Origin of the sequence: Pseudomonas fluorescens (assembly GCF_004683905.1) — a bacterium.
Classification (GTDB): domain Bacteria; phylum Pseudomonadota; class Gammaproteobacteria; order Pseudomonadales; family Pseudomonadaceae; genus Aquipseudomonas; species Aquipseudomonas putida_A.
Window position 1 is genome coordinate 116843 of sequence record NZ_CP038438.1, and the last position, 21560, is coordinate 138402.

10 protein-coding genes, 2 tRNA genes and 4 rRNA genes are annotated in these 21560 nt (G+C 57.6%); 10 read left to right on the forward strand and 6 right to left on the reverse strand.

The features are described 5' to 3' along the window. Positions 1-68: 68 nt before the first annotated feature. The 9 genes from E4T63_RS00600 to E4T63_RS00645 all read left to right on the forward strand — a co-directional run bounded on the left by E4T63_RS00600 (position 69) and on the right by E4T63_RS00645 (position 9926). Positions 69-1250, forward strand: coding sequence for an acyl-CoA dehydrogenase (locus tag E4T63_RS00600; protein WP_003220420.1), 1182 nt, complete (start codon positions 69-71; stop codon positions 1248-1250). Between the two features lie 13 nt (positions 1251-1263). Beyond that, the gene (locus E4T63_RS00605) at positions 1264-2484 is read left to right on the forward strand and encodes a CaiB/BaiF CoA transferase family protein (RefSeq protein ID WP_098966520.1); all 1221 of its coding nucleotides are present in this window, start codon (positions 1264-1266) and stop codon (positions 2482-2484) included. A gap of 643 nt (positions 2485-3127) precedes the next feature. Further along, positions 3128-4664: ribosomal RNA gene (locus E4T63_RS00615) — 16S ribosomal RNA — on the forward strand. Between the two features lie 81 nt (positions 4665-4745). Further along, positions 4746-4822 (forward strand) — tRNA-Ile (locus E4T63_RS00620). A gap of 29 nt (positions 4823-4851) precedes the next feature. Then, a tRNA-Ala gene (locus E4T63_RS00625) sits at positions 4852-4927 on the forward strand. A gap of 247 nt (positions 4928-5174) precedes the next feature. After that, positions 5175-8066, forward strand: a 23S ribosomal RNA gene (locus E4T63_RS00630). 153 nt (positions 8067-8219) lie between these two features. Continuing rightward, a 5S ribosomal RNA gene (gene rrf / locus E4T63_RS00635) occupies positions 8220-8335 on the forward strand. 107 nt (positions 8336-8442) lie between these two features. Further along, positions 8443-8558 (forward strand): 5S ribosomal RNA (gene rrf / locus E4T63_RS00640). The 16S, 23S and 5S rRNA genes sit together here with 2 tRNA genes alongside, the layout of an rRNA operon. A gap of 108 nt (positions 8559-8666) precedes the next feature. Next, the gene (locus E4T63_RS00645; RefSeq protein WP_098964685.1) at positions 8667-9926 is read left to right on the forward strand and encodes an IS256 family transposase; all 1260 of its coding nucleotides are present in this window, start codon (positions 8667-8669) and stop codon (positions 9924-9926) included. Between the two features lie 78 nt (positions 9927-10004). Here the strand turns inward: E4T63_RS00645 and E4T63_RS00650 are convergent, their stop codons facing one another. The 4 genes from E4T63_RS00650 to E4T63_RS00665 all read right to left on the reverse strand — a co-directional run bounded on the left by E4T63_RS00650 (position 10005) and on the right by E4T63_RS00665 (position 15349). Continuing rightward, the gene (locus E4T63_RS00650; RefSeq protein WP_135294682.1) at positions 10005-11183 is read right to left on the reverse strand and encodes a PepSY-associated TM helix domain-containing protein; all 1179 of its coding nucleotides are present in this window, start codon (positions 11181-11183) and stop codon (positions 10005-10007) included. 75 nt (positions 11184-11258) lie between these two features. Then, positions 11259-13760 carry a TonB-dependent siderophore receptor gene (locus E4T63_RS00655; RefSeq protein WP_135294683.1) on the reverse strand — a complete coding sequence of 834 codons (2502 nt, stop codon included), beginning with the start codon at positions 13758-13760 and terminating at the stop codon, positions 11259-11261. 87 nt (positions 13761-13847) lie between these two features. Beyond that, positions 13848-14849: a FecR domain-containing protein gene (locus E4T63_RS00660; RefSeq protein WP_134785115.1), complete on the reverse strand. Its 1002-nt coding sequence runs from the start codon at positions 14847-14849 to the stop codon at positions 13848-13850. After that, a complete protein-coding gene (locus E4T63_RS00665) occupies positions 14849-15349 on the reverse strand; it encodes a sigma-70 family RNA polymerase sigma factor (protein WP_134785116.1) in 501 nt (166 codons plus the stop codon). Before E4T63_RS00665 ends, E4T63_RS00660 begins: the two co-directional genes overlap by 1 nt. Before the next feature lie 311 nt (positions 15350-15660). Here E4T63_RS00665 and E4T63_RS00670 point away from each other — a divergent pair, with 311 nt between their 5' ends. Then, a complete protein-coding gene (locus tag E4T63_RS00670; RefSeq protein WP_135294684.1) occupies positions 15661-17541 on the forward strand; it encodes a methyl-accepting chemotaxis protein in 1881 nt (626 codons plus the stop codon). Positions 17542-17667: 126 nt separating this feature from the next. Here the strand turns inward: E4T63_RS00670 and E4T63_RS00675 are convergent, their stop codons facing one another. Together E4T63_RS00675 and E4T63_RS00680 are read right to left on the reverse strand one after the other, a co-directional pair. Then, a complete protein-coding gene (locus tag E4T63_RS00675) occupies positions 17668-18135 on the reverse strand; it encodes an SRPBCC family protein (protein ID WP_135294685.1) in 468 nt (155 codons plus the stop codon). A gap of 24 nt (positions 18136-18159) precedes the next feature. Then, positions 18160-21552, reverse strand: a complete 3393-nt coding sequence (locus E4T63_RS00680) for a non-ribosomal peptide synthetase (RefSeq protein ID WP_135294686.1) — start codon at positions 21550-21552, stop codon at positions 18160-18162. Between the last annotated feature and the right edge of the window lie 8 nt (positions 21553-21560).

A 21560-nucleotide genomic window follows, 5' to 3' on the forward strand; every position in this document is an offset into this window, starting at 1 on the left:
TTGCCGCGCTGGCCAACCGGGCCTAGGATCAATGCCACGTTAATTCACCGATTTGCGAGGACTCACTCATGGGCGGTAAAGCTAGCTTCAACTGGATCGATCCCCTGCTGCTGGATCAACAGCTCACCGAAGAGGAGCGCATGATCCGCGACACCGCCGCCCAATTCGCTCAGCAGAGCCTGGCGCCACGCGTGCTTGAAGCTTTCCGCCATGAGAAAACCGACCCGGCAATCTTCCGCGAAATGGGCGAAGTCGGTCTGCTCGGTGCGACCATCCCTGAACAATACGGTGGCAGCGGTCTGAACTACGTCAGCTACGGGCTGATTGCTCGCGAAGTCGAGCGTGTCGACTCTGGCTACCGTTCTATGATGAGTGTGCAGTCCTCATTGGTGATGGTGCCGATCAACGAATTCGGCACTGAAGCACAGAAACAGAAATACCTGCCGAAATTGGCTTCCGGCGAATGGATCGGCTGCTTCGGTCTGACCGAGCCAAACCACGGCTCCGACCCGGGCGCGATGATCACCCGTGCGCGCAAAGTCGACGGCGGCTACAGCCTGACCGGCGCCAAGATGTGGATCACCAACAGCCCGATCGCCGATGTGTTCGTGGTCTGGGCCAAGGACGATGCCGGCGACATCCGTGGCTTCGTCCTGGAGAAAGGCTGGAAGGGCTTGAGCGCTCCGGCGATTCACGGCAAGGTCGGCCTGCGCGCCTCGATCACCGGCGAAATCGTCATGGACAACGTGTTTGTGCCGGAAGAAAACATCTTCCCGGACGTGCGCGGCCTGAAAGGCCCGTTCACCTGCCTTAACTCCGCACGCTATGGCATCTCCTGGGGCGCATTGGGCGCTGCCGAGTTCTGCTGGCACACCGCTCGCCAGTACACCCTTGATCGTCAGCAGTTCGGGCGCCCATTGGCTGCCACCCAGCTTATTCAGAAGAAGCTGGCCGACATGCAGACCGAGATCACTCTGGCGCTGCAAGGCTGTCTGCGCCTGGGTCGCATGAAGGATGAGGGCACTGCCGCGGTCGAAATCACTTCGATCATGAAGCGCAACTCCTGTGGCAAGTCGCTGGATATCGCTCGCATGGCCCGTGACATGCTGGGTGGTAACGGTATCTCTGACGAGTTCGGTGTGGCCCGTCATCTGGTCAACCTGGAAGTGGTGAATACCTATGAAGGTACTCACGACGTTCACGCGCTGATCCTCGGTCGCGCGCAAACCGGTCTGCAGGCGTTCTATTAACAGGAGAGCGACCATGGGCGCGCTGTCGCATCTGCGGGTACTGGATTTATCGCGCGTGCTGGCCGGGCCGTGGGCCGGGCAGATTCTCGCCGACCTTGGCGCCGAGGTGATCAAGGTCGAGCGCCCGGGCAATGGCGATGATACGCGCGCCTGGGGGCCGCCGTTCCTTAAGGATGCTTATGGGGAAAACACCAGCGAGGCGGCCTATTACCTGTCGGCCAACCGCAACAAGCAATCGGTGACGATCGACTTCACTCGGCCTGAAGGGCAGAACCTGGTACGGGAGCTGGCGGCGAAGTCGGACATTCTGATCGAGAACTTCAAGGTCGGTGGGCTGGCTGCCTATGGGCTGGACTACGAGTCGCTGAAGGCGATCAATCCGGATCTGATCTATTGCTCGATCACTGGCTTCGGTCAAACCGGGCCGTATGCCAAGCGTGCGGGTTATGACTTCATGATTCAGGGGCTGGGCGGGTTGATGAGCCTGACCGGTCGCCCTGAAGGTGATGAAGGCGCCGGGCCGGTGAAGGTGGGAGTGGCGCTGACGGACATTCTTACGGGGCTGTATTCGACCGTGGCGATACTGGCGGCGCTGGCTCATCGTGATCACGACGGTGGCGGGCAACACATCGATATGGCTTTGCTGGATGTGCAGGTCGCATGTCTGGCGAATCAGGCGATGAACTATCTGACTACCGGCAATGCGCCGAAGCGTCTGGGTAATGCACACCCGAACATCGTGCCTTATCAGGACTTCCCGACGGCCGACGGTGATTTCATTCTTACCGTTGGCAATGACGGCCAGTTCCGCAAGTTTGCCGAGGTGGCGGGCCAGCCGCAGTGGGCGGACGATCCGCGATTCGCGACTAACAAGCTGCGGGTGGCTAACCGCGCGGTGTTGATTCCTCTGATCCGCCAGGCGACGGTATTCAAGACTACCGCCGAATGGGTGGCTCAGCTGGAGCAAGCGGGTGTGCCGTGTGGGCCGATCAATGATCTGTCCCAAGTGTTTGAGGATCCGCAGGTGAAGGCGCGTGGGTTGGCGATAGAGCTTCCGCACGCATTGGCGGGGATGGTCCCGCAGGTGGCGAGTCCGATCCGGCTGTCGCAGACGCCGGTCGAGTACCTTCGCGCGCCTCCTTTATTGGGCGAGCATACGTTGGAGGTTTTGCAGCGGGTGCTGGGTCTGGGCGCTGGCGCGGTAGAGGCACTCAAGGCTGATGGAGTGCTTTGAGTATCGCTTCTATATAGAAGAAGGCTGTTTTCTGTCTATATATAGATGGATTTGTGCGTTTTTTAACCGATCTGTAAGTTGTTGAAAGAAAACTGAAATTAACGGTTGACGGCAGATTCAGGAGGTCTATAATTCGCCCCACTTCCGGCGCAGTCGAAACGGAAAACTCCTTGAGATTCAATGAGTTACGCAGTTTTCGACGGCGACTTGCTTCAGTTCATCGAAGCCTGGAAGGAGTTGAAAGAGCGGTGATGTTTGGCTCTTTTGACGGTTCGATCTTCTCGGTCGAAAGCGGAGAAAAAGAGGTGTTGACAGCAGCGTGTAACGCTGTAGAATTCGCCTCCCGCTAACGAGAGATCGGAAGCGCAAGTGGTTGAAGTTGTTGAAGAAATCTTCGAAAACTTCTGAAAATAATCACTTGACAGCAAATGAGGCTGCTGTAGAATGCGCGCCTCGGTTGAGACGAAAGATCTTAACCTACCGCTCTTTAACAACTGAATCAAGCAATTCGTGTGGGTGCTTGTGGAGTCAGACTGATAGTCAACAAGATTATCAGCATCACAAGTTACTCCGCGAGAAATCAAAGATGTAACCAACGATTGCTGAGCCAAGTTTAGGGTTTCTTAAAAACCCAAAGATGTTTGAACTGAAGAGTTTGATCATGGCTCAGATTGAACGCTGGCGGCAGGCCTAACACATGCAAGTCGAGCGGATGAAAGGAGCTTGCTCCTGGATTCAGCGGCGGACGGGTGAGTAATGCCTAGGAATCTGCCTGGTAGTGGGGGACAACGTTTCGAAAGGAACGCTAATACCGCATACGTCCTACGGGAGAAAGCAGGGGACCTTCGGGCCTTGCGCTATCAGATGAGCCTAGGTCGGATTAGCTAGTTGGTGAGGTAATGGCTCACCAAGGCGACGATCCGTAACTGGTCTGAGAGGATGATCAGTCACACTGGAACTGAGACACGGTCCAGACTCCTACGGGAGGCAGCAGTGGGGAATATTGGACAATGGGCGAAAGCCTGATCCAGCCATGCCGCGTGTGTGAAGAAGGTCTTCGGATTGTAAAGCACTTTAAGTTGGGAGGAAGGGTTGTAGATTAATACTCTGCAATTTTGACGTTACCGACAGAATAAGCACCGGCTAACTCTGTGCCAGCAGCCGCGGTAATACAGAGGGTGCAAGCGTTAATCGGAATTACTGGGCGTAAAGCGCGCGTAGGTGGTTTGTTAAGTTGGATGTGAAATCCCCGGGCTCAACCTGGGAACTGCATCCAAAACTGGCAAGCTAGAGTATGGTAGAGGGTGGTGGAATTTCCTGTGTAGCGGTGAAATGCGTAGATATAGGAAGGAACACCAGTGGCGAAGGCGACCACCTGGACTGATACTGACACTGAGGTGCGAAAGCGTGGGGAGCAAACAGGATTAGATACCCTGGTAGTCCACGCCGTAAACGATGTCAACTAGCCGTTGGGAGCCTTGAGCTCTTAGTGGCGCAGCTAACGCATTAAGTTGACCGCCTGGGGAGTACGGCCGCAAGGTTAAAACTCAAATGAATTGACGGGGGCCCGCACAAGCGGTGGAGCATGTGGTTTAATTCGAAGCAACGCGAAGAACCTTACCAGGCCTTGACATCCAATGAACTTTCCAGAGATGGATTGGTGCCTTCGGGAACATTGAGACAGGTGCTGCATGGCTGTCGTCAGCTCGTGTCGTGAGATGTTGGGTTAAGTCCCGTAACGAGCGCAACCCTTGTCCTTAGTTACCAGCACGTTATGGTGGGCACTCTAAGGAGACTGCCGGTGACAAACCGGAGGAAGGTGGGGATGACGTCAAGTCATCATGGCCCTTACGGCCTGGGCTACACACGTGCTACAATGGTCGGTACAGAGGGTTGCCAAGCCGCGAGGTGGAGCTAATCCCACAAAACCGATCGTAGTCCGGATCGCAGTCTGCAACTCGACTGCGTGAAGTCGGAATCGCTAGTAATCGCGAATCAGAATGTCGCGGTGAATACGTTCCCGGGCCTTGTACACACCGCCCGTCACACCATGGGAGTGGGTTGCACCAGAAGTAGCTAGTCTAACCTTCGGGAGGACGGTTACCACGGTGTGATTCATGACTGGGGTGAAGTCGTAACAAGGTAGCCGTAGGGGAACCTGCGGCTGGATCACCTCCTTAATCGACGACATCAGCTGCTCCATAAGTTCCCACACGAATTGCTTGATTCATTGAAGAAGACGATAGAAGCAGCCCGAAATTGGGTCTGTAGCTCAGTTGGTTAGAGCGCACCCCTGATAAGGGTGAGGTCGGCAGTTCGAATCTGCCCAGACCCACCAATTTTTGTGTGGGAAACCTGTAGAAATACGGGGCCATAGCTCAGCTGGGAGAGCGCCTGCCTTGCACGCAGGAGGTCAGCGGTTCGATCCCGCTTGGCTCCACCACCACTGCTTCTGAAGTTTGAAAGCTTAGAAATGAGCATTCCATCGCTGTGATGGTGAATGCTGATTTCTAGTCTTTTGATTAGATCGTTCTTTAAAAATTTGGGTATGTGATAGAAAGATAGACTGAACGTTACTTTCACTGGTAACGGATCAGGCTAAGGTAAAATTTGTGAGTGACTCTTAAGAGTTTTGCGAATTTTCGGCGAATGTCGTCTTCACAGTATAACCAGATTGCTTGGGGTTATATGGTCAAGTGAAGAAGCGCATACGGTGGATGCCTTGGCAGTCAGAGGCGATGAAAGACGTGGTAGCCTGCGAAAAGCTTCGGGGAGTCGGCAAACAGACTTTGATCCGGAGATGTCTGAATGGGGGAACCCAGCCATCATAAGATGGTTATCTTGTACTGAATACATAGGTGCAAGAGGCGAACCAGGGGAACTGAAACATCTAAGTACCCTGAGGAAAAGAAATCAACCGAGATTCCCTTAGTAGTGGCGAGCGAACGGGGACTAGCCCTTAAGTGGCTTTGAGATTAGCGGAACGCTCTGGAAAGTGCGGCCATAGTGGGTGATAGCCCTGTACGCGAAAGTCTCTTAGTCATGAAATCGAGTAGGACGGAGCACGAGAAACTTTGTCTGAATATGGGGGGACCATCCTCCAAGGCTAAATACTACTGACTGACCGATAGTGAACTAGTACCGTGAGGGAAAGGCGAAAAGAACCCCGGAGAGGGGAGTGAAATAGATCCTGAAACCGTATGCGTACAAGCAGTGGGAGCCCACTTTGTTGGGTGACTGCGTACCTTTTGTATAATGGGTCAGCGACTTATTTTCAGTGGCGAGCTTAACCGAATAGGGGAGGCGTAGCGAAAGCGAGTCTTAATAGGGCGTCTAGTCGCTGGGAATAGACCCGAAACCGGGCGATCTATCCATGGGCAGGTTGAAGGTTAGGTAACACTGACTGGAGGACCGAACCGACTACCGTTGAAAAGTTAGCGGATGACCTGTGGATCGGAGTGAAAGGCTAATCAAGCTCGGAGATAGCTGGTTCTCCTCGAAAGCTATTTAGGTAGCGCCTCATGTATCACTGTAGGGGGTAGAGCACTGTTTCGGCTAGGGGGTCATCCCGACTTACCAAACCGATGCAAACTCCGAATACCTACAAGTGCCGAGCATGGGAGACACACGGCGGGTGCTAACGTCCGTCGTGAAAAGGGAAACAACCCAGACCGTCAGCTAAGGTCCCAAAGTTATGGTTAAGTGGGAAACGATGTGGGAAGGCTTAGACAGCTAGGAGGTTGGCTTAGAAGCAGCCACCCTTTAAAGAAAGCGTAATAGCTCACTAGTCGAGTCGGCCTGCGCGGAAGATGTAACGGGGCTCAAACCATACACCGAAGCTACGGGTATCACGCAAGTGATGCGGTAGAGGAGCGTTCTGTAAGCCTGTGAAGGTGAGTTGAGAAGCTTGCTGGAGGTATCAGAAGTGCGAATGCTGACATGAGTAACGACAATGGGTGTGAAAAACACCCACGCCGAAAGACCAAGGTTTCCTGCGCAACGTTAATCGACGCAGGGTTAGTCGGTCCCTAAGGCGAGGCTGAAAAGCGTAGTCGATGGAAAACAGGTTAATATTCCTGTACTTCTGGTTATTGCGATGGAGGGACGGAGAAGGCTAGGCCAGCTTGGCGTTGGTTGTCCAAGTTTAAGGTGGTAGGCTGAGATCTTAGGTAAATCCGGGATCTTAAGGCCGAGAGCTGATGACGAGTTACCTTTTAGGTGACGAAGTGGTTGATGCCATGCTTCCAAGAAAAGCTTCTAAGCTTCAGATAACCAGGAACCGTACCCCAAACCGACACAGGTGGTTGGGTAGAGAATACCAAGGCGCTTGAGAGAACTCGGGTGAAGGAACTAGGCAAAATGGCACCGTAACTTCGGGAGAAGGTGCGCCGGTGAGGGTGAAGGACTTGCTCCGTAAGCTCATGCCGGTCGAAGATACCAGGCCGCTGCGACTGTTTATTAAAAACACAGCACTCTGCAAACACGAAAGTGGACGTATAGGGTGTGACGCCTGCCCGGTGCCGGAAGGTTAATTGATGGGGTTAGCTAACGCGAAGCTCTTGATCGAAGCCCCGGTAAACGGCGGCCGTAACTATAACGGTCCTAAGGTAGCGAAATTCCTTGTCGGGTAAGTTCCGACCTGCACGAATGGCGTAACGATGGCGGCGCTGTCTCCACCCGAGACTCAGTGAAATTGAAATCGCTGTGAAGATGCAGTGTATCCGCGGCTAGACGGAAAGACCCCGTGAACCTTTACTATAGCTTTGCACTGGACTTTGAATTTGCTTGTGTAGGATAGGTGGGAGGCTTTGAAGCGTGGACGCCAGTTCGCGTGGAGCCATCCTTGAAATACCACCCTGGCAACTTTGAGGTTCTAACTCAGGTCCGTTATCCGGATCGAGGACAGTGTATGGTGGGTAGTTTGACTGGGGCGGTCTCCTCCTAAAGAGTAACGGAGGAGTACGAAGGTGCGCTCAGACCGGTCGGAAATCGGTCGTAGAGTATAAAGGCAAAAGCGCGCTTGACTGCGAGACAGACACGTCGAGCAGGTACGAAAGTAGGTCTTAGTGATCCGGTGGTTCTGTATGGAAGGGCCATCGCTCAACGGATAAAAGGTACTCCGGGGATAACAGGCTGATACCGCCCAAGAGTTCATATCGACGGCGGTGTTTGGCACCTCGATGTCGGCTCATCACATCCTGGGGCTGAAGCCGGTCCCAAGGGTATGGCTGTTCGCCATTTAAAGTGGTACGCGAGCTGGGTTTAGAACGTCGTGAGACAGTTCGGTCCCTATCTGCCGTGGACGTTTGAGATTTGAGAGGGGCTGCTCCTAGTACGAGAGGACCGGAGTGGACGAACCTCTGGTGTTCCGGTTGTCACGCCAGTGGCATTGCCGGGTAGCTATGTTCGGGAAAGATAACCGCTGAAAGCATCTAAGCGGGAAACTTGCCTCAAGATGAGATCTCACTGGAACCTTGAGTTCCCTGAAGGGCCGTCGAAGACTACGACGTTGATAGGTTGGGTGTGTAAGCGCTGTGAGGCGTTGAGCTAACCAATACTAATTGCCCGTGAGGCTTGACCATATAACACCCAAGCAATCTGCATGCTCGAAAGAGACCAGATTGCGGTGTGTGAAGACGCAATGAACCGAAAGTTCGCGATGCTCACAAACACCTGTATCACATACCCGATTTGCTGAAGCGAGGCCAACCGGTCACGAGTCAGTACCCGAATTTCTTGACGACCATAGAGCGTTGGAACCACCTGATCCCATCCCGAACTCAGAAGTGAAACGATGCATCGCCGATGGTAGTGTGGGGTTTCCCCATGTGAGAGTAGGTCATCGTCAAGATTAAATTCCGAAACCCCAATTGCGAAAGCAGTTGGGGTTTTGTTTTTTAGTAGAAGTCACCGATTTTGCTGGCACGTTACCGTGTTGACGGGCCAGATACAGAATTTCTTGACGACCATAGAGCGTTGGAACCACCTGATCCCATCCCGAACTCAGAAGTGAAACGATGCATCGCCGATGGTAGTGTGGGGTTTCCCCATGTGAGAGTAGGTCATCGTCAAGATTAAATTCCAGAACCCCTGTCTGCTAACGCAGACAGGGGTTTTGTCGTTTCAGGGCGGGAGTGTCATAAATTTTGTGTTCGGGCATAACATGTCGCAGAGGTGCATGTATGCCGACCAAAAAGAAACCGGCCCGAGAGGCCCAGCGTGACCTTCCTTCCATTCCCCAAGAGCTGATCGACCAGTTCGTCAGCGGCCCGATGAGTGCCGACGCTATTCAGGATGCCGCGATGGCGTTTAAGAAAGCGCTGATCGAGCGAGCCCTTGGCGCCGAGATGGGGCACCACCTTGGTTATCCTCAGGGCGCGGAGCGCCCTGAGGATTCGAGTAATCAGCGTAATGGCAGAAGCAGCAAGACCGTGCTGACCGAAGACGGCCCGTTGCGTCTGGATATTCCCAGAGACCGCGACGGCAGTTTCGCCCCGATCCTGATCCCCAAGCACGAGCGCCGTTTCACGGGTTTCGACGACAAAATCATCGCCATGTATGCCCGTGGCATGAGCGTTCGCGAGATTCGTGCTTTCCTCTCGGAACAGTACGGCACAGATGTCTCTCATGACTTCATCAGCTCCGTCACCGATGCGGTTCTGGAGGAAGTCAGTACCTGGCAGCAACGCCCGCTTGAGCCCATGTATCCGGTCATTTTCTTCGATGCTCTGCGGGTCAAGATCCGTGACGAAGGCGTGGTTCGCAATAAGGCCATCTACTTGGCTCTGGGCGTGCTGCCGGATGGGACCCGAGATATTTTGGGGATCTGGATCGAGAACACTGAAGGTGCCAAGTTCTGGATGAAGGTCTTCAATGACCTCAAAACCCGGGGCGTCGAAGACGTGCTGATCGCGGTAACTGACGGGCTCAAAGGTATGCCGGAGGCTTTGAGTGCGGTGTTTCCAGAGACAACGCTGCAGACATGCATCGTCCATTTGATCCGCAACAGCCTTGATTACGCGGCGTGGGACAAGCGCCGTGAACTGGCCAAGGCCCTTAAGCCGATTTATCAAGCTCTCAATGCCGATGTCGCCGAACAGGCTCTGGACGCCTTCGAAGCGGGGCCGTGGGGCAAGCAGTATCCGACGATAGCGGCGGCTTGGAGACGCGCCTGGGAGCGGGTTATCCCATTTTTCGTGTTCCCACCCGCGATACGCAAAGTGATCTACACCACCAACGCGATCGAAAGCATCAATTCGCAGTTACGCAAGATCATCAAGACAAGAGGCCACTTTCCAACCGATGAGGCGGCGACAAAACTGATCTGGCTGGCGCTGAAAAACATCACCGCCAACTGGGGCAGCGCCGCCCATGACTGGAAAAGCGCCATGAATCAGTTTGCGGTTTTATATGGAGACCGATTCATCAGGCCGAACTGGTGAAATGAAGGCCTGCCTGACGGCAGGCCATTACCGGCCCGCACACAAAAAATCTGACACTCTCTTCAGGGCTCCCAAAACTCAGGCCGCTTTGCGAGCCTTGCTGATGCGCCGGGCCTGCCACTTGCGCCACCAGATGTAGACGCCAGTCCCTGACAGCCCCGCAATCACAACCCCCAATACCGCGATGATCACTTGCCCGGTGAAGCCGATGATCCGTCCGCCATGTATCGGTAGTTGCAAGCGGTAAAACCGTTCCCCCAGTGTCCCTTGTCCGGCAATTTCCTGACCTAATAATCGCCCGTCAGTACCGTGAAAAAACAACCAGGACTTGCCATGCGCTTCAGTGTCGTGATGCCCGAGTCCTGCGCCGTAGAAGTTGTACTCAAAGCTGTAATACAACTCCCCGATCGCCGCTGTCAGTCCTAGCCTCTTCCCCTCGACCAATGCCCTTTCGTACGCCTGTTGATAACTCAACTGTGTCACCCCCAACTCAGATGGAGGCATTCGCCCTCGAGCCTCATAAACGCTCGGCTCGATCGGTGAAAGCAGCGACACCGCCGGTTTGAAGACCTGACTGGGCAAGTTCATCGCGACACTGCTGACCGCAATCGGTAGCAACAACAACCACAGCCACAATCCACCGGCCCGATGCAGATCGAAGTTGAGTCGATAAACGTGGCCGCCCTTGATCTTCCAGGCCGCCGACCACTTTTTCCAGAACGGCTTGCCACGAGGAAACGTCAGCCACAGCGCGATGAAACAATCGATCACCCAGGCGCTGGCAACCAGCCCCATCAACCACAAGCCCCAGTTTCCGGGCAGCGTCAAGTTGTAATGAAACTCAAGAATGAACGGAATGAAGTTCTCCCGGGAAAAGCAGCACTCGCCCCAGTAACGTTGCCCTTTCTGCTCGGCACTCACCGGGTCCAGGTAGAACACCTGATTGCGCTCATCAAACGGTTTGCCCGTCGCCGGATCCTTACGTGGAACAGCTGCCAATAGCGCGGTATGCCCCAACTCGTCCGGATACTCCATGTACCAGACCTGCAGCTTCGGATGCGTGGTCTGCACAGCGTCGACCAACGCCCCGGGAGGCAATCTTTGCCCCTCAGATGAGGCCGCGTAGAACTTCGGATTCAGCCACTCATCCAGCTCATGATTAAACGCCAGAATGCTCCCGGTGATCCCGGCCAGCAGTAAAAATACCGCTGTTGCCAGCCCGATATAGCGATGCAACAACACCAACAATGCGCGCATGAGAATTTCCCCACAGAAGCGACAAAGCCAGCCCCTGAAAACAGGGGCTGGCCTTTTTATGCACAAGGCAAAGGTTTAGAACTGGTAGCTGACCGTGGCGGCGACGTTGCGCTCTTCGCCCATGTAGCAGAAGTTCAGACTCGCGCAGGAGGCTACGTAGGATTCATTGGTCAGGTTGTTCGCGTTCAGGCGCACGTCGACGCCCTTCAAGCCGACCTTGCCCAGGTCATAACCGATGGATGCGTCGAACAAGGTGTAGGCAGGTACCTTCAGCGTGTTTTCCGCATCCGCCCAGCTGTAACCGACATAACGCACACCACCGCCCAGGCGCAGGCCGTCGAGTGCCGCACTGTCGAATTTGTAGTCGGCCCACAACGAGGCCATGTGCCGCGGTGCCTGAGTTGGCGAGTTGCCCTTGTTCTCGATCACATCGGTCGGCGTGCTCAAGGTGCTGACCATCGACTTCGAGTACTCGATATCGGTGAAGGTATAGCTGCCGAGCACTTTCAGGTTGTCGGTCAACTGCATGTGCGCTTCCAGCTCCAGGCCTTGCGAGCGGACAGCGCCTACCGCGCGGTAGAAGTTTTCCTGAGGCAGCTTGGTCGCCAGATTTTCCTGATCGATCCGGAACAGCGAGGCGGTGAACAGGTTGTCGGTGCCCGGCGGTTGATACTTCAGGCCGACTTCCCACTGTGTGCCATCGGTCGGAGGCAGAGGATTGCCAGCGCTGTCGGCATACGAGTTCGGGTTAAACGACTCGGAGTAGCTGATGTACGGCGCCAGGCCGTTATCGAACAGATACAACGCGCCAGCACGGCCGGTCAGTTTGGTGCGACGGTCATTGATTTCAGTACCGACCGGACGGCCCGCTTCGGCGATACGGTTCTCATCCGACGTCTCGACCCAGTCCTGACGCAGGCCCACCGAGAACCGCCACTGGTTCATCTCGATCAGGTCTTGCAGGTAGACCCCGGTCTGCTCCAGGCGCCGCAGGTAACTGGTGTCGCCGTACATATCGATCGCCGAGTTGCCATAGACCGGGTTGAACGCGTTGATCGGGGCCAGGCCGCCACTGGTCCAGTCGACCACGGTTTTGCGCCGTTGATAGTCGGCGCCCATCAACACGGTGTGCTTGGTGGCACCGGTGAAGAATTCGGCCTGCAGCATGTTGTCGACGATGAACGCATGCAGACGTTCATCGCCGCCGGTGTAGTAGCGGTTCAGTTCGTTGCTGGTTGGCGTCGTCCAGCCGTAGGCGTAGACCTGATCCATGTTGACCTTGGAGTCGAGGTAACGGAAATTCTGCCGCGCCGTGAAGACATCGTTGAAGCGATGTTCGAACTGATAGCCGAACGATTGCTGATCCCGCGAGTAGCCATCAATCCTCGGCTCACCCTCGAAGAAGTGCGGCGAGATGCGATTGCCGTTGCGCTGATGAATCGTCCCGTCCGCCGGCACGCCGCCGTGGTAGCCGCCATCCGGATCGTGCTGCAGATACGCCTGCAGTGTCAGCGAGGTGTCTTCAGTGAAATCGATACTCAGGGTCGGGGCGAGGGCGAAGCGTTTTTCCTTGTTGTGGTCGAATTGTGTGTCGGACTGATCCGACAAACCGGTCAGACGATAGGCAATGCGCTTGTCGTCATCGACTGGGCCGCTGAAGTCAAACCCGACCCCGCGCTGACCTTGGGTACCGACCGTGGCCTGAACCTGATGATAGGCCTCGTACAACGGCTTTTTGCTGGTCAGCGCCACCAGGCCACCGGGCGAACTGCGGCCATACAAGACCGACGACGGGCCTTTGAGAATATCCACGCGCTCGAGGAAATACGGATCGACCTGCATGGTGCTGTAGGTCCCGCTGTCGCCCATCGACTTGAGGCCGTCGAGGTAGATGTTATCCACCGAGCCATCGTTGAAGCCGCGCATCGCCACATAGTCGTAGCGATGGGTCGCCCCGTAAGGGTTGGTCAGCACGCCGGGGGTATAACGCATCGCCTGGGAGACGGTCTGCGAGCCTTGATCGTCCATTTGCTCGCGGGTGACCACGGAAACGCTTTGCGAAGTTTCCAGCAACGCGGTACTGGTCTTGGTGGCGATCTGGCTGTGGGTGGCGTTATAGCCTTCCATGCTGCCGAGTGCGTTGCCGAGGGCGAAACCTTTGATATCGGTGGTTGGCAGAGCCAGCGCATCGGTTTCACTGACTGGACGCAGGACGTAGCTGCTGCCGTCCTGGCTGACTGCTTCCAGGCCCGAACCGCTGAGCAAATGGCTCAACGCCTGATCAGTTGAATATTCGCCCTGTACGCCCGGAGACTGTTGTCCCTGCGTTTGCTGCGGAGTCATCGCCAGGGTAATGCCGGCCTGACGGGCAAACTGGTTCAGCGCTTCGCCCAGCGGGCCGGCGCCGATGCTGTAGCGATGACTGCTCGCTTCACTGGCAGGGGCGGCGACGCTCAGGCCGGGCAGCGCACCGGCACCCAGAACGGTGGACAGCAGGGCGGCGCGAACGGCGTGGCGCAGCAGGCCCGATTCGGCAGTGAAATTCAGCGGTTTCTTACAGGTGAGGCGGACAGTCATTGTCGGTTTCCGTGGCAAGTCGCAAAGGCTGAGTTGAAGTGCTTACTGACCAAGCCGGACTTGTCGCGAAAACCCGCCAAAATAATTTCAGGCCACCGCCTCGAGTGTGACCCACCATCGGGTGCGATAACGCAATTGCACCGGCAGGGTCTGCGGCAGGATGGCCAGCAGCGTGTCGGTGTCCTCCAGGCGGAACACTCCGGACAGGCGCAAGTCCGCCACCTGCGGCGCGCACGTCACGAAGCCCTGCCGATAACGTCCGACTTCATTGAGGAAATCGCCCAGGCGCATGTTGCGAGTGACGATCAAACCGTCGACCCACGCACCCGCCTCCATACTCAGTGGCAGTGCCGGGCGCACCTGATGGTGATCGATCAGATAGGTCTGCCCGGCGAGCGCCTCGACGGAGGTTGCGCCGCTGCGAATGGCGACGCTCCCTGAGCTGACGGTGAGCCGTGTGCAATCGCTGTCCTGACGCAGGATGAAGCGGGCTTTTATCGGCTCATAAATGCCATGACGACTTTGCACGCGAAGTGGCCGGTTGAACGTCGCGCCTTCATCGTTACCGCCGCATGTGACGATGATTTCGCCGCGAGTGAGTTTGATCAGCCGCTGCTGCGCGGTGTAGTCCAGATCCACTGCGCTGGCAGTGTTCAGCTCGATCCGCGTGCCGTCGGGCAACTGGAACCCGCGACGCTCGCCGGTCGCCGTAGCGTAATCAGCGCGCCACTGCTGCCACACGGAGGTGTCCTTGGCCAGCCATGCCGCGGAGCCCATCAGCACCGCGCCAGACAGCAGCTTCAAGGCTTGTCGCCGCCCCAGCCCTTGCGCACTGTTTTCCAGCGTATTGAACGCCACGTGCGCGCCGGGCACTGCGCGCAGGTTATGGCTCAATTCCGCCTGCAGCGACTGCACGCGCTGCCAGGCCAGTTCATGTTCATGATGTTCGGCGCGCCACGCGTCGCACTGATGACTCAGGCGCGCATTGCCATGGTTGTTACGCAGCCGCAGCAACCAGTGGATGGCTTGCTTGACCACCTGTTGCTGCGGCTCGGCGCGGCGCGCGACTGAGTTGTTATCCACAGGCATCAACTTGCGTACCGCAACACGTAGCAGTGATACATCGCATCGGCGACGTAACGTTCGACGGAGCGCAGTGACAAGCCCATCTGCGCGGCGATCTGCTTGTGGGTCAAACCTTCGCACTGCGCCAGCAGAAACGCCTGACGCACTTTCGGTCGCAAGCCTTCAAGCATGCGCGCGATGCTCTCGAGCAACTCGATTACCAGCGCGCGGGTTTCGGCGCTTGGGGTTTCGGCTTCGGGCAAATGGGCGATGGTTTCGAGATAGGCGCGTTCGATTTCTTCACGACGCCAATGATCGATCACCAGGCCACGGGCGATGGTGCGTAAAAATGCGCGAGGCGCCTTGAGTTCCAGGCGTTCGCTGCGCTGCAACAGGCGGACGAAGGTGTCCTGGGCCAGATCTGCGGCATCCGCGGCATTGCCCAGCCGCGCCCGCAGCCAGGCGTTGAGCCAGCCGTGATGACTCCTGTAAAGCGCCTGCACTGCAAACTCAGGTGAGGACATGAACGCGACAGCCCGAACGTCACAAATGATAATTAGTCGCATTTTTATCGGGGGCTGCGAATTTTGCAACCTCTGCTCGGAGAACCAGCAAAAAAACTTCGTGGCGAACGCTCTGGCACGCCGTTCGGCGGGAATCTGACAGAAATGCAGGCCATTTCCCACGCAGCCCTAAGATTTCCGTGAATGGTGCCGACAGACTGGTGAGACATGCGTGCACCAAAGTAGAGCGGCCGTCAGAACGCCGCCTGCGCTGTACATGGAATGTTGCATCCCGGAACGCATCCCCACTTTTGCATAAGAAGTCCCATGAAATGAATCTCAAGTTCAGCCATAAAATCCTGTTGGCCGCCTCGGGCGTCGTGGTCCTGGCTTTCGCTTTGTTCACCCTCTACAACGACTATCTGCAGCGCAACACCATTCGCCAGAACCTCCAGTCGTCCGTACAGCAGGCCGGCGATCTGACCGCCAGCAGCGTGCAGAACTGGATGAGCGGGCGAATTCTGGTGCTGGAAAACCTCGCGCAGAACGTTGCCCATCAGGGCAAGGACGCCGACTTCCCGGGGCTGGTCGATCAACCGGCCTTTACCTCGAACTTCCAGTTCACCTACGTCGGTCAGGCCAACGGAGTATTCACCCAGCGCCCTGACGCGAAGATGCCCGACGGCTACGACCCGCGTCAGCGCCCTTGGTACAAGCAGGCCGTGGTCGCCGACAAAACCATGTTGACCCCGCCATACATGGCGGCGGTCGGTGGTCTGGTCGTGACCATCGCCATGCCGGTGAAAAAGAATGGCGAACTGCTGGGTGTGGTCGGCGGTGACCTGAGCCTGGAAACCCTGGTGAAGATCATCAACTCGGTGGACTTCGGTGGCCTCGGCCACGCATTCCTGGTCAGCGGTGACGGCCAAGTGATCGTCAGCCCGGACAAAGACCAGGTGATGAAGAACCTCAAGGACATCTACCCGAACGCCGGCGTGCGCATCGAGAAGGGCAACCAGAACGTGGTGCTCAGCGGCCAGGAACGCATCCTGTCGTTCACCCCGGTCAGCGGTTTGCCGAATGCCGACTGGTACATCGGGCTGTCGATCGATCGTGACAAGGCCTACGCCGCCCTCAGCCAGTTCCGTACTTCGGCGCTGATCGCGATGTTCGTCGCGGTCGCGGCGATTGCGCTGCTGCTGAGCCTGCTGATCAACGTCCTGATGCGTCCGCTGACCACCATGGGCCGCGCGATGCAGGACATCGCTCAAGGCGAAGGCGACCTGACCCGGCGTCTGGTCGTGGCAGGCAAGGATGAGTTCGCCGAACTGGGCAGCGCGTTCAACCAGTTCGTCGAGCGCATTCACGCGTCGATTTCCGAAGTGTCCTCGGCTACCCGTCATGTGCACGACCTGTCGCAACGGGTAATGGCCTCGTCCAACGCCTCGATCATCGGTTCCGACGAACAAAGCGCGCGCACCAACAGTGTGGCCGCCGCGATCAACCAGTTGGGCGCCGCCACTCAGGAAATCGCCCGCAACGCCGCCGACGCTTCGCAGCACGCCAGCGGCGCGAGCGAGCAGGCCGATGACGGTCGTCAGGTGGTCGAGCAGACCATTCAGGCGATGACCGAGCTGTCGCAGAAGATCAGCCTGTCATGCACCCAGATCGAAACCCTGAATGCCAGCACCGACAACATCGGCCACATCCTCGATGTGATCAAAGGCATCTCGCAGCAGACCAACCTGCTGGCACTCAACGCGGCGATTGAAGCGGCCCGTGCCGGTGAAGCCGGGCGCGGTTTTGCGGTGGTGGCGGACGAAGTGCGTAACCTCGCGCATCGCACCCAGGAATCGGCGGAAGAGATCCACAAGATGATCACCTCCTTGCAGGTCGGTTCGCGTGAAGCGGTGACCACCATGAACGCCAGTCAGGCGTCCAGCGAAGAGAGCGTGGAAGTGGCCAATCAGGCCGGTCTGCGCCTGGTCAGCGTGACCCAGCGCATCGGTGAAATCGACGGCATGAACCAGTCGGTGGCCGCTGCAACCGAAGAGCAGACGGCGGTGGTGGAAACCCTCAACGTCGACGTCAACCAGATCAACCTGCTGAACCAGCAGAGCGTCGCCAACCTCAATGAAACGTTGAAGGATTGTGATGCGTTGTCGCAGCAGGCGAATCGGTTGAAGCAGTTGGTCGATAGCTTCAAGATCTGATTTTCAGATTCGAGACCGCGTTATCGTTGATCGCGAGCAGGCTCACTCCTACAGGGGAACGCATTCCAACTGTAGGAGTGAGCCTGCTCGCGATTGCGGCAGATCAGTCACTGCCAAACCGAAGCCTTAGACAAACAGCTTCAGCACATTCCCCATCGCATCATCGGCGAACCCCTGCACGAAATCCTTGAACCCCGGCAGCACCTCCTCCCCACCTGAAGCCGGCTCGGCAATGATCGTCCAGGTCGCCCGCGACTTGCCCGCCCCCAAAGATTCCACGTTCATCGCCGCCCACAAATTCGCCACGCCCAGCGTGTTGTAGATCGTGGTCCAGGTCATGGCCCGTGCCTGCTCATCGCGTGAGTTGAGTTGTTCGACCACCACGTTACCGTCCTTGAAGCATTTCTTGCGCAGCGAGGACACGCCTTCGCCGGTCATTTCGATGTGCGACAGCGCCGGGATGAAGCGGTCGAAGCCAGCGAAATTGCCGACCACCGCCCAGACCTGCGCCGCGTCCGCCGGCACTTCCACCGAAGAGATGACATGGCAGCCGTGAGGGTTTTTGATCAGGGTGTCCGGTTGCAGAGTGCTCATGGTGTTGCTCCTTTTTTGGATGAATCAGATGAAGTTGATTTCTTTCAGGTAATCGCAGCCGCGACGCAGCAGCGCCGGGGATTTTTCCGGGTAGTGCGCGCCCATCTGTTGCACGCCGGCTTCGGCGTTGGCGTGGCCGATAAGGGAGATGTCGCCAATGTCCTCCTCGAAGCCGTTGAGGTAGAAACCGAGCACGCCAAACAGCGCGTTGTCGGTGTCGACCCGGCCCAGTTGCTGCTGCCAGTCGGCGACGCTGACCAGCGAGAATTCGCTGCCGGTTTCGCGGAACGAGGCGACGTAGGCATCCCAACTCAGCGGTTCGGGGTTGTGCAGGTTGAACACCGCGTGCTCGGTCGAATAACGGCTGGCGTGGAAGGCGATGAAACGCGCTAGAAAGTCCACCGGCATCAGGTCGAAATTCAGCGCAAAGGCCGGCACCTGACCGAGCTGGATCGAGCCTTTGAGCATCAGCATCAAACGGTTTTTGTGCGGCTGGCAGACGCCGCTCAGGCTGTTGAAACTGATGTTGCCGGGGCGATACAGGTTGACCCACACCCCCCGCTCGCGCGCCCGTTCGAGGACGCGTTCGCCGACCCACTTCGACAGGTTGTAGCCGTTGCGGATGTAAATCGGCGGAGTCGGCGCGGCGGGCAATTCGAGCACTCGGCCTTCGCTATCGACGGTGCTTGAAGCGGACAGCGTCGAGACAAAGTTGAAGACCTTTTTGCTGCGTCCTTCACACAGGCGCAGCAGCTCGAAAATCGGCTCGACGTTATCCGCTGCCAGCGACTCGTAATCGAGCACGTGATTGACGTTGGCGGCGTTGTGCACCAGTGCGCCGAACTCGCGATCGAGGCGCTGATAATCGTCGTCGGTCAGGCCCAGTTGCGGGCGGGTGAGGTCTGCCGAATAGATCCGCACCCGACTCAGATCCAGGTGCTCGAGACGGTTCTCGCGCAATGCCTGAGCAAAACGCTGCGCCGCCGTTTGCCCGCCACCATCACGCACCAGACACGCCACTTCGCTGGCGCCCCAACCGAGCAGCGCTTCGACGATGTGCACGCCGACAAAACTGTTGGCGCCGGTGACGATCACCTTGTGCACATCGCCCAGGCGACTGATCGGCAGCGGCTCGATGTTCAGCGGGCGTTCGGCGTCGGCCATGGCCTGGGCGCTGAGCACCGCGCTGTCATCGGTACCGCGCACCAGCGTCGCGAGTTTGATGATGGTCGGTAATTCGATGAAGCGGTTGATCGAGATGCTGCGCCCGAACTCCTCACGCAAGCGCAGCAACATCCGCGACAGCAGAATCGAATGCCCACCGAGATTGAAGAAACTTTCGTCGGTGGAAATATCGCTGCTCGGCAACTCCAGCAGTTCCGCCCAGATCTCCAGCAGCAACGCTTCGTCAGCGTTTGCCGGCAGGCATTTCGGGCCGCTGTCCTGCACGCTCACCGGCAGCTCCAGCAACGCCTTGCGGTCGACCTTGCCGTTGCTGGCGAACGGCATCTGCGCCAGTTCAGTCCACGCCACCGGTTGCATGTAGTCCGGCAGAAACTGCTGGGCATGCGCCTTCAACAGATCGCGGGCAGCGTCCGATTGCGGCTGGGCGAGGAACGCCAGAATCCGCCGCTGACTGTCGATCACCACCGCCACCTGACGGTACAACTGGCTCTCGCGCAGGCAGCGCTCGATCTCTTCCGGCTCGACCCGGAAACCGCGAATCTTCACCTGATTGTCGCGTCGTCCGCACAGCTCGATGCCATGTTCGCCCCACTTGGCCATGTCGCCGCTGCGGTAGGCGCGCAAGGTCTCACCGTGCGGCAGTTGCAGGGTCAGATAGCGCTCGGCGGTCTGCTGCGCATTGTTCAGATAGCCGAGGCAAACGCCGGGGCCGACGATGAACAATTCGCCGACGGTGTTATCCGGCACCGGTTGCAGATCGTCATCGAGAATCAGCACCTGACTGTTGGCAATCGGTGCGCCAAGAGTGCGGTTGCTGTCACCCGGTTTGAGCTGGCGAGCGGTAATCAGTACCGTCGCTTCGGTGGGGCCGTAGAGGTTGTGCAGCTTGCCCTGACGGGTCAGTTGCTCGATGACGAAGGGCTCGCAGACGTCGCCGCCGGTCATCACTTCGACGCCATGCAAATGCTCCAGCGGCAGGATGCTCAACAGCGCCGGCGGCAGGAACGCGTGGGTCAGTTGCCGGCGGCGGATCAACGCCACCAACTGCAGCGGATCGCGGCGTTGAGTGTCATCGGGCACCACCAGTTCGGCGCCTTCGAGCAGCGTCGGAAAGATATCGATCAGCGATGAGTCGAAGCTCAGCGAAGAGAACTGCAACACCCGGCTTTCGGCGCGCAATTGCACGTAATCGGCGTACCACGCGGTAAAGTGCGCGAGGTTCGCCTGGCTCAGCAGTACACCCTTCGGATGCCCGGTGGTGCCGGAGGTGTAGAGCGCCATGCACGGTGCTTCAAGCGTCGGCCGTTGACGCATCAACGGTTGGCTGAGATCCGCGTCGGCACTGTCGATATGACTGACATCCAACCCGGGCATCGACTCACCGAGCGGATGCTCGCCGTCGTGCAGCAACAACACCGCGCCGGCGTTTTGCAGGATGTATTGCTGGCGCTGCAAAGGATGACTCGGCTCGAGCGGCAGATACACTGCGCCACTGCCGAGCACCGCCAGAATCGAGGCGAACAGCGCCGGGCTTTTCGGCTGGCAGATACCCACGATCCACGGCTGCGGATGCTGCTCTAGCAGTGGCTGCAGACGTTGCTGGATCGCACGGCTGTGCGCGTGCAACTGGCGGTAGCTGAGCGAGTGCTCGGCCAGGTGCAGCGCCGGTCGCTCGGCGTGTTCGATCAGGCTGCGTTGCAGGCGTTCGATCAACGGCGTCTGCGCCTGTTGCAACAATGCCGGATGCGTCGTGGCGTTGAGGCGATGGACGTAAGCCAGACTGTCGAGAAACGACAGGTCCTCCACCTGTTCAAAGTCCGGCGCCGTGGCCGGCAATGCCTGCTGAAAATACTCGGCATCGCGGGAGAAACGGCTGACCAGCAGCGCGACTTCGTCTACCACCTGCGTCAGCACTCGCTGGCGCAGTGCCTGACCATTGCCGGACGGCTCATCGCCAATCGGCACACGGCTGATCAGTGACGAGCCGAGGAAGCACAACAGGTCGAGCGTCGGTAAACCGCTAAGGCGCTGCGCAGCGATACCGAGGCGCAGATGCAAGTGCGGGATGGCGCAGAAATCACCGGCGCCGATGAAGCCATCGTCGATGATCAGGTCTACCGGCGATTGCGCCGCGCCGCTGCGCCGCAAGGAGTGGCCGTGTTGTTCGAGTTCCTGCACCAGGTCGGTCATGGCCTGGCTGGCGCCAATCAATAAAATGTCGAGACGTCTCATGTCGGCCT

What these genes read in the sequence shown, in the direction of transcription:
- E4T63_RS00600 (WP_003220420.1), top strand. Translation starts at nt 69, where the DNA reads ATGGGCGGTAAAGCTAGCTTCAACTGGATCGATCCCCTGCTGCTGGAT.
- E4T63_RS00605 (WP_098966520.1), top strand. Translation starts at nt 1,264, where the DNA reads ATGGGCGCGCTGTCGCATCTGCGGGTACTGGATTTATCGCGCGTGCTG.
- E4T63_RS00645 (WP_098964685.1), top strand. Translation starts at nt 8,667, where the DNA reads ATGCCGACCAAAAAGAAACCGGCCCGAGAGGCCCAGCGTGACCTTCCT.
- E4T63_RS00650 (WP_135294682.1), bottom strand. Translation starts at nt 11,183, where the DNA reads ATGCGCGCATTGTTGGTGTTGTTGCATCGCTATATCGGGCTGGCAACA.
- E4T63_RS00655 (WP_135294683.1), bottom strand. Translation starts at nt 13,760, where the DNA reads ATGACTGTCCGCCTCACCTGTAAGAAACCGCTGAATTTCACTGCCGAA.
- E4T63_RS00660 (WP_134785115.1), bottom strand. Translation starts at nt 14,849, where the DNA reads ATGCCTGTGGATAACAACTCAGTCGCGCGCCGCGCCGAGCCGCAGCAA.
- E4T63_RS00665 (WP_134785116.1), bottom strand. Translation starts at nt 15,349, where the DNA reads ATGTCCTCACCTGAGTTTGCAGTGCAGGCGCTTTACAGGAGTCATCAC.
- E4T63_RS00670 (WP_135294684.1), top strand. Translation starts at nt 15,661, where the DNA reads ATGAATCTCAAGTTCAGCCATAAAATCCTGTTGGCCGCCTCGGGCGTC.
- E4T63_RS00675 (WP_135294685.1), bottom strand. Translation starts at nt 18,135, where the DNA reads ATGAGCACTCTGCAACCGGACACCCTGATCAAAAACCCTCACGGCTGC.
- E4T63_RS00680 (WP_135294686.1), bottom strand. Translation starts at nt 21,552, where the DNA reads ATGAGACGTCTCGACATTTTATTGATTGGCGCCAGCCAGGCCATGACC.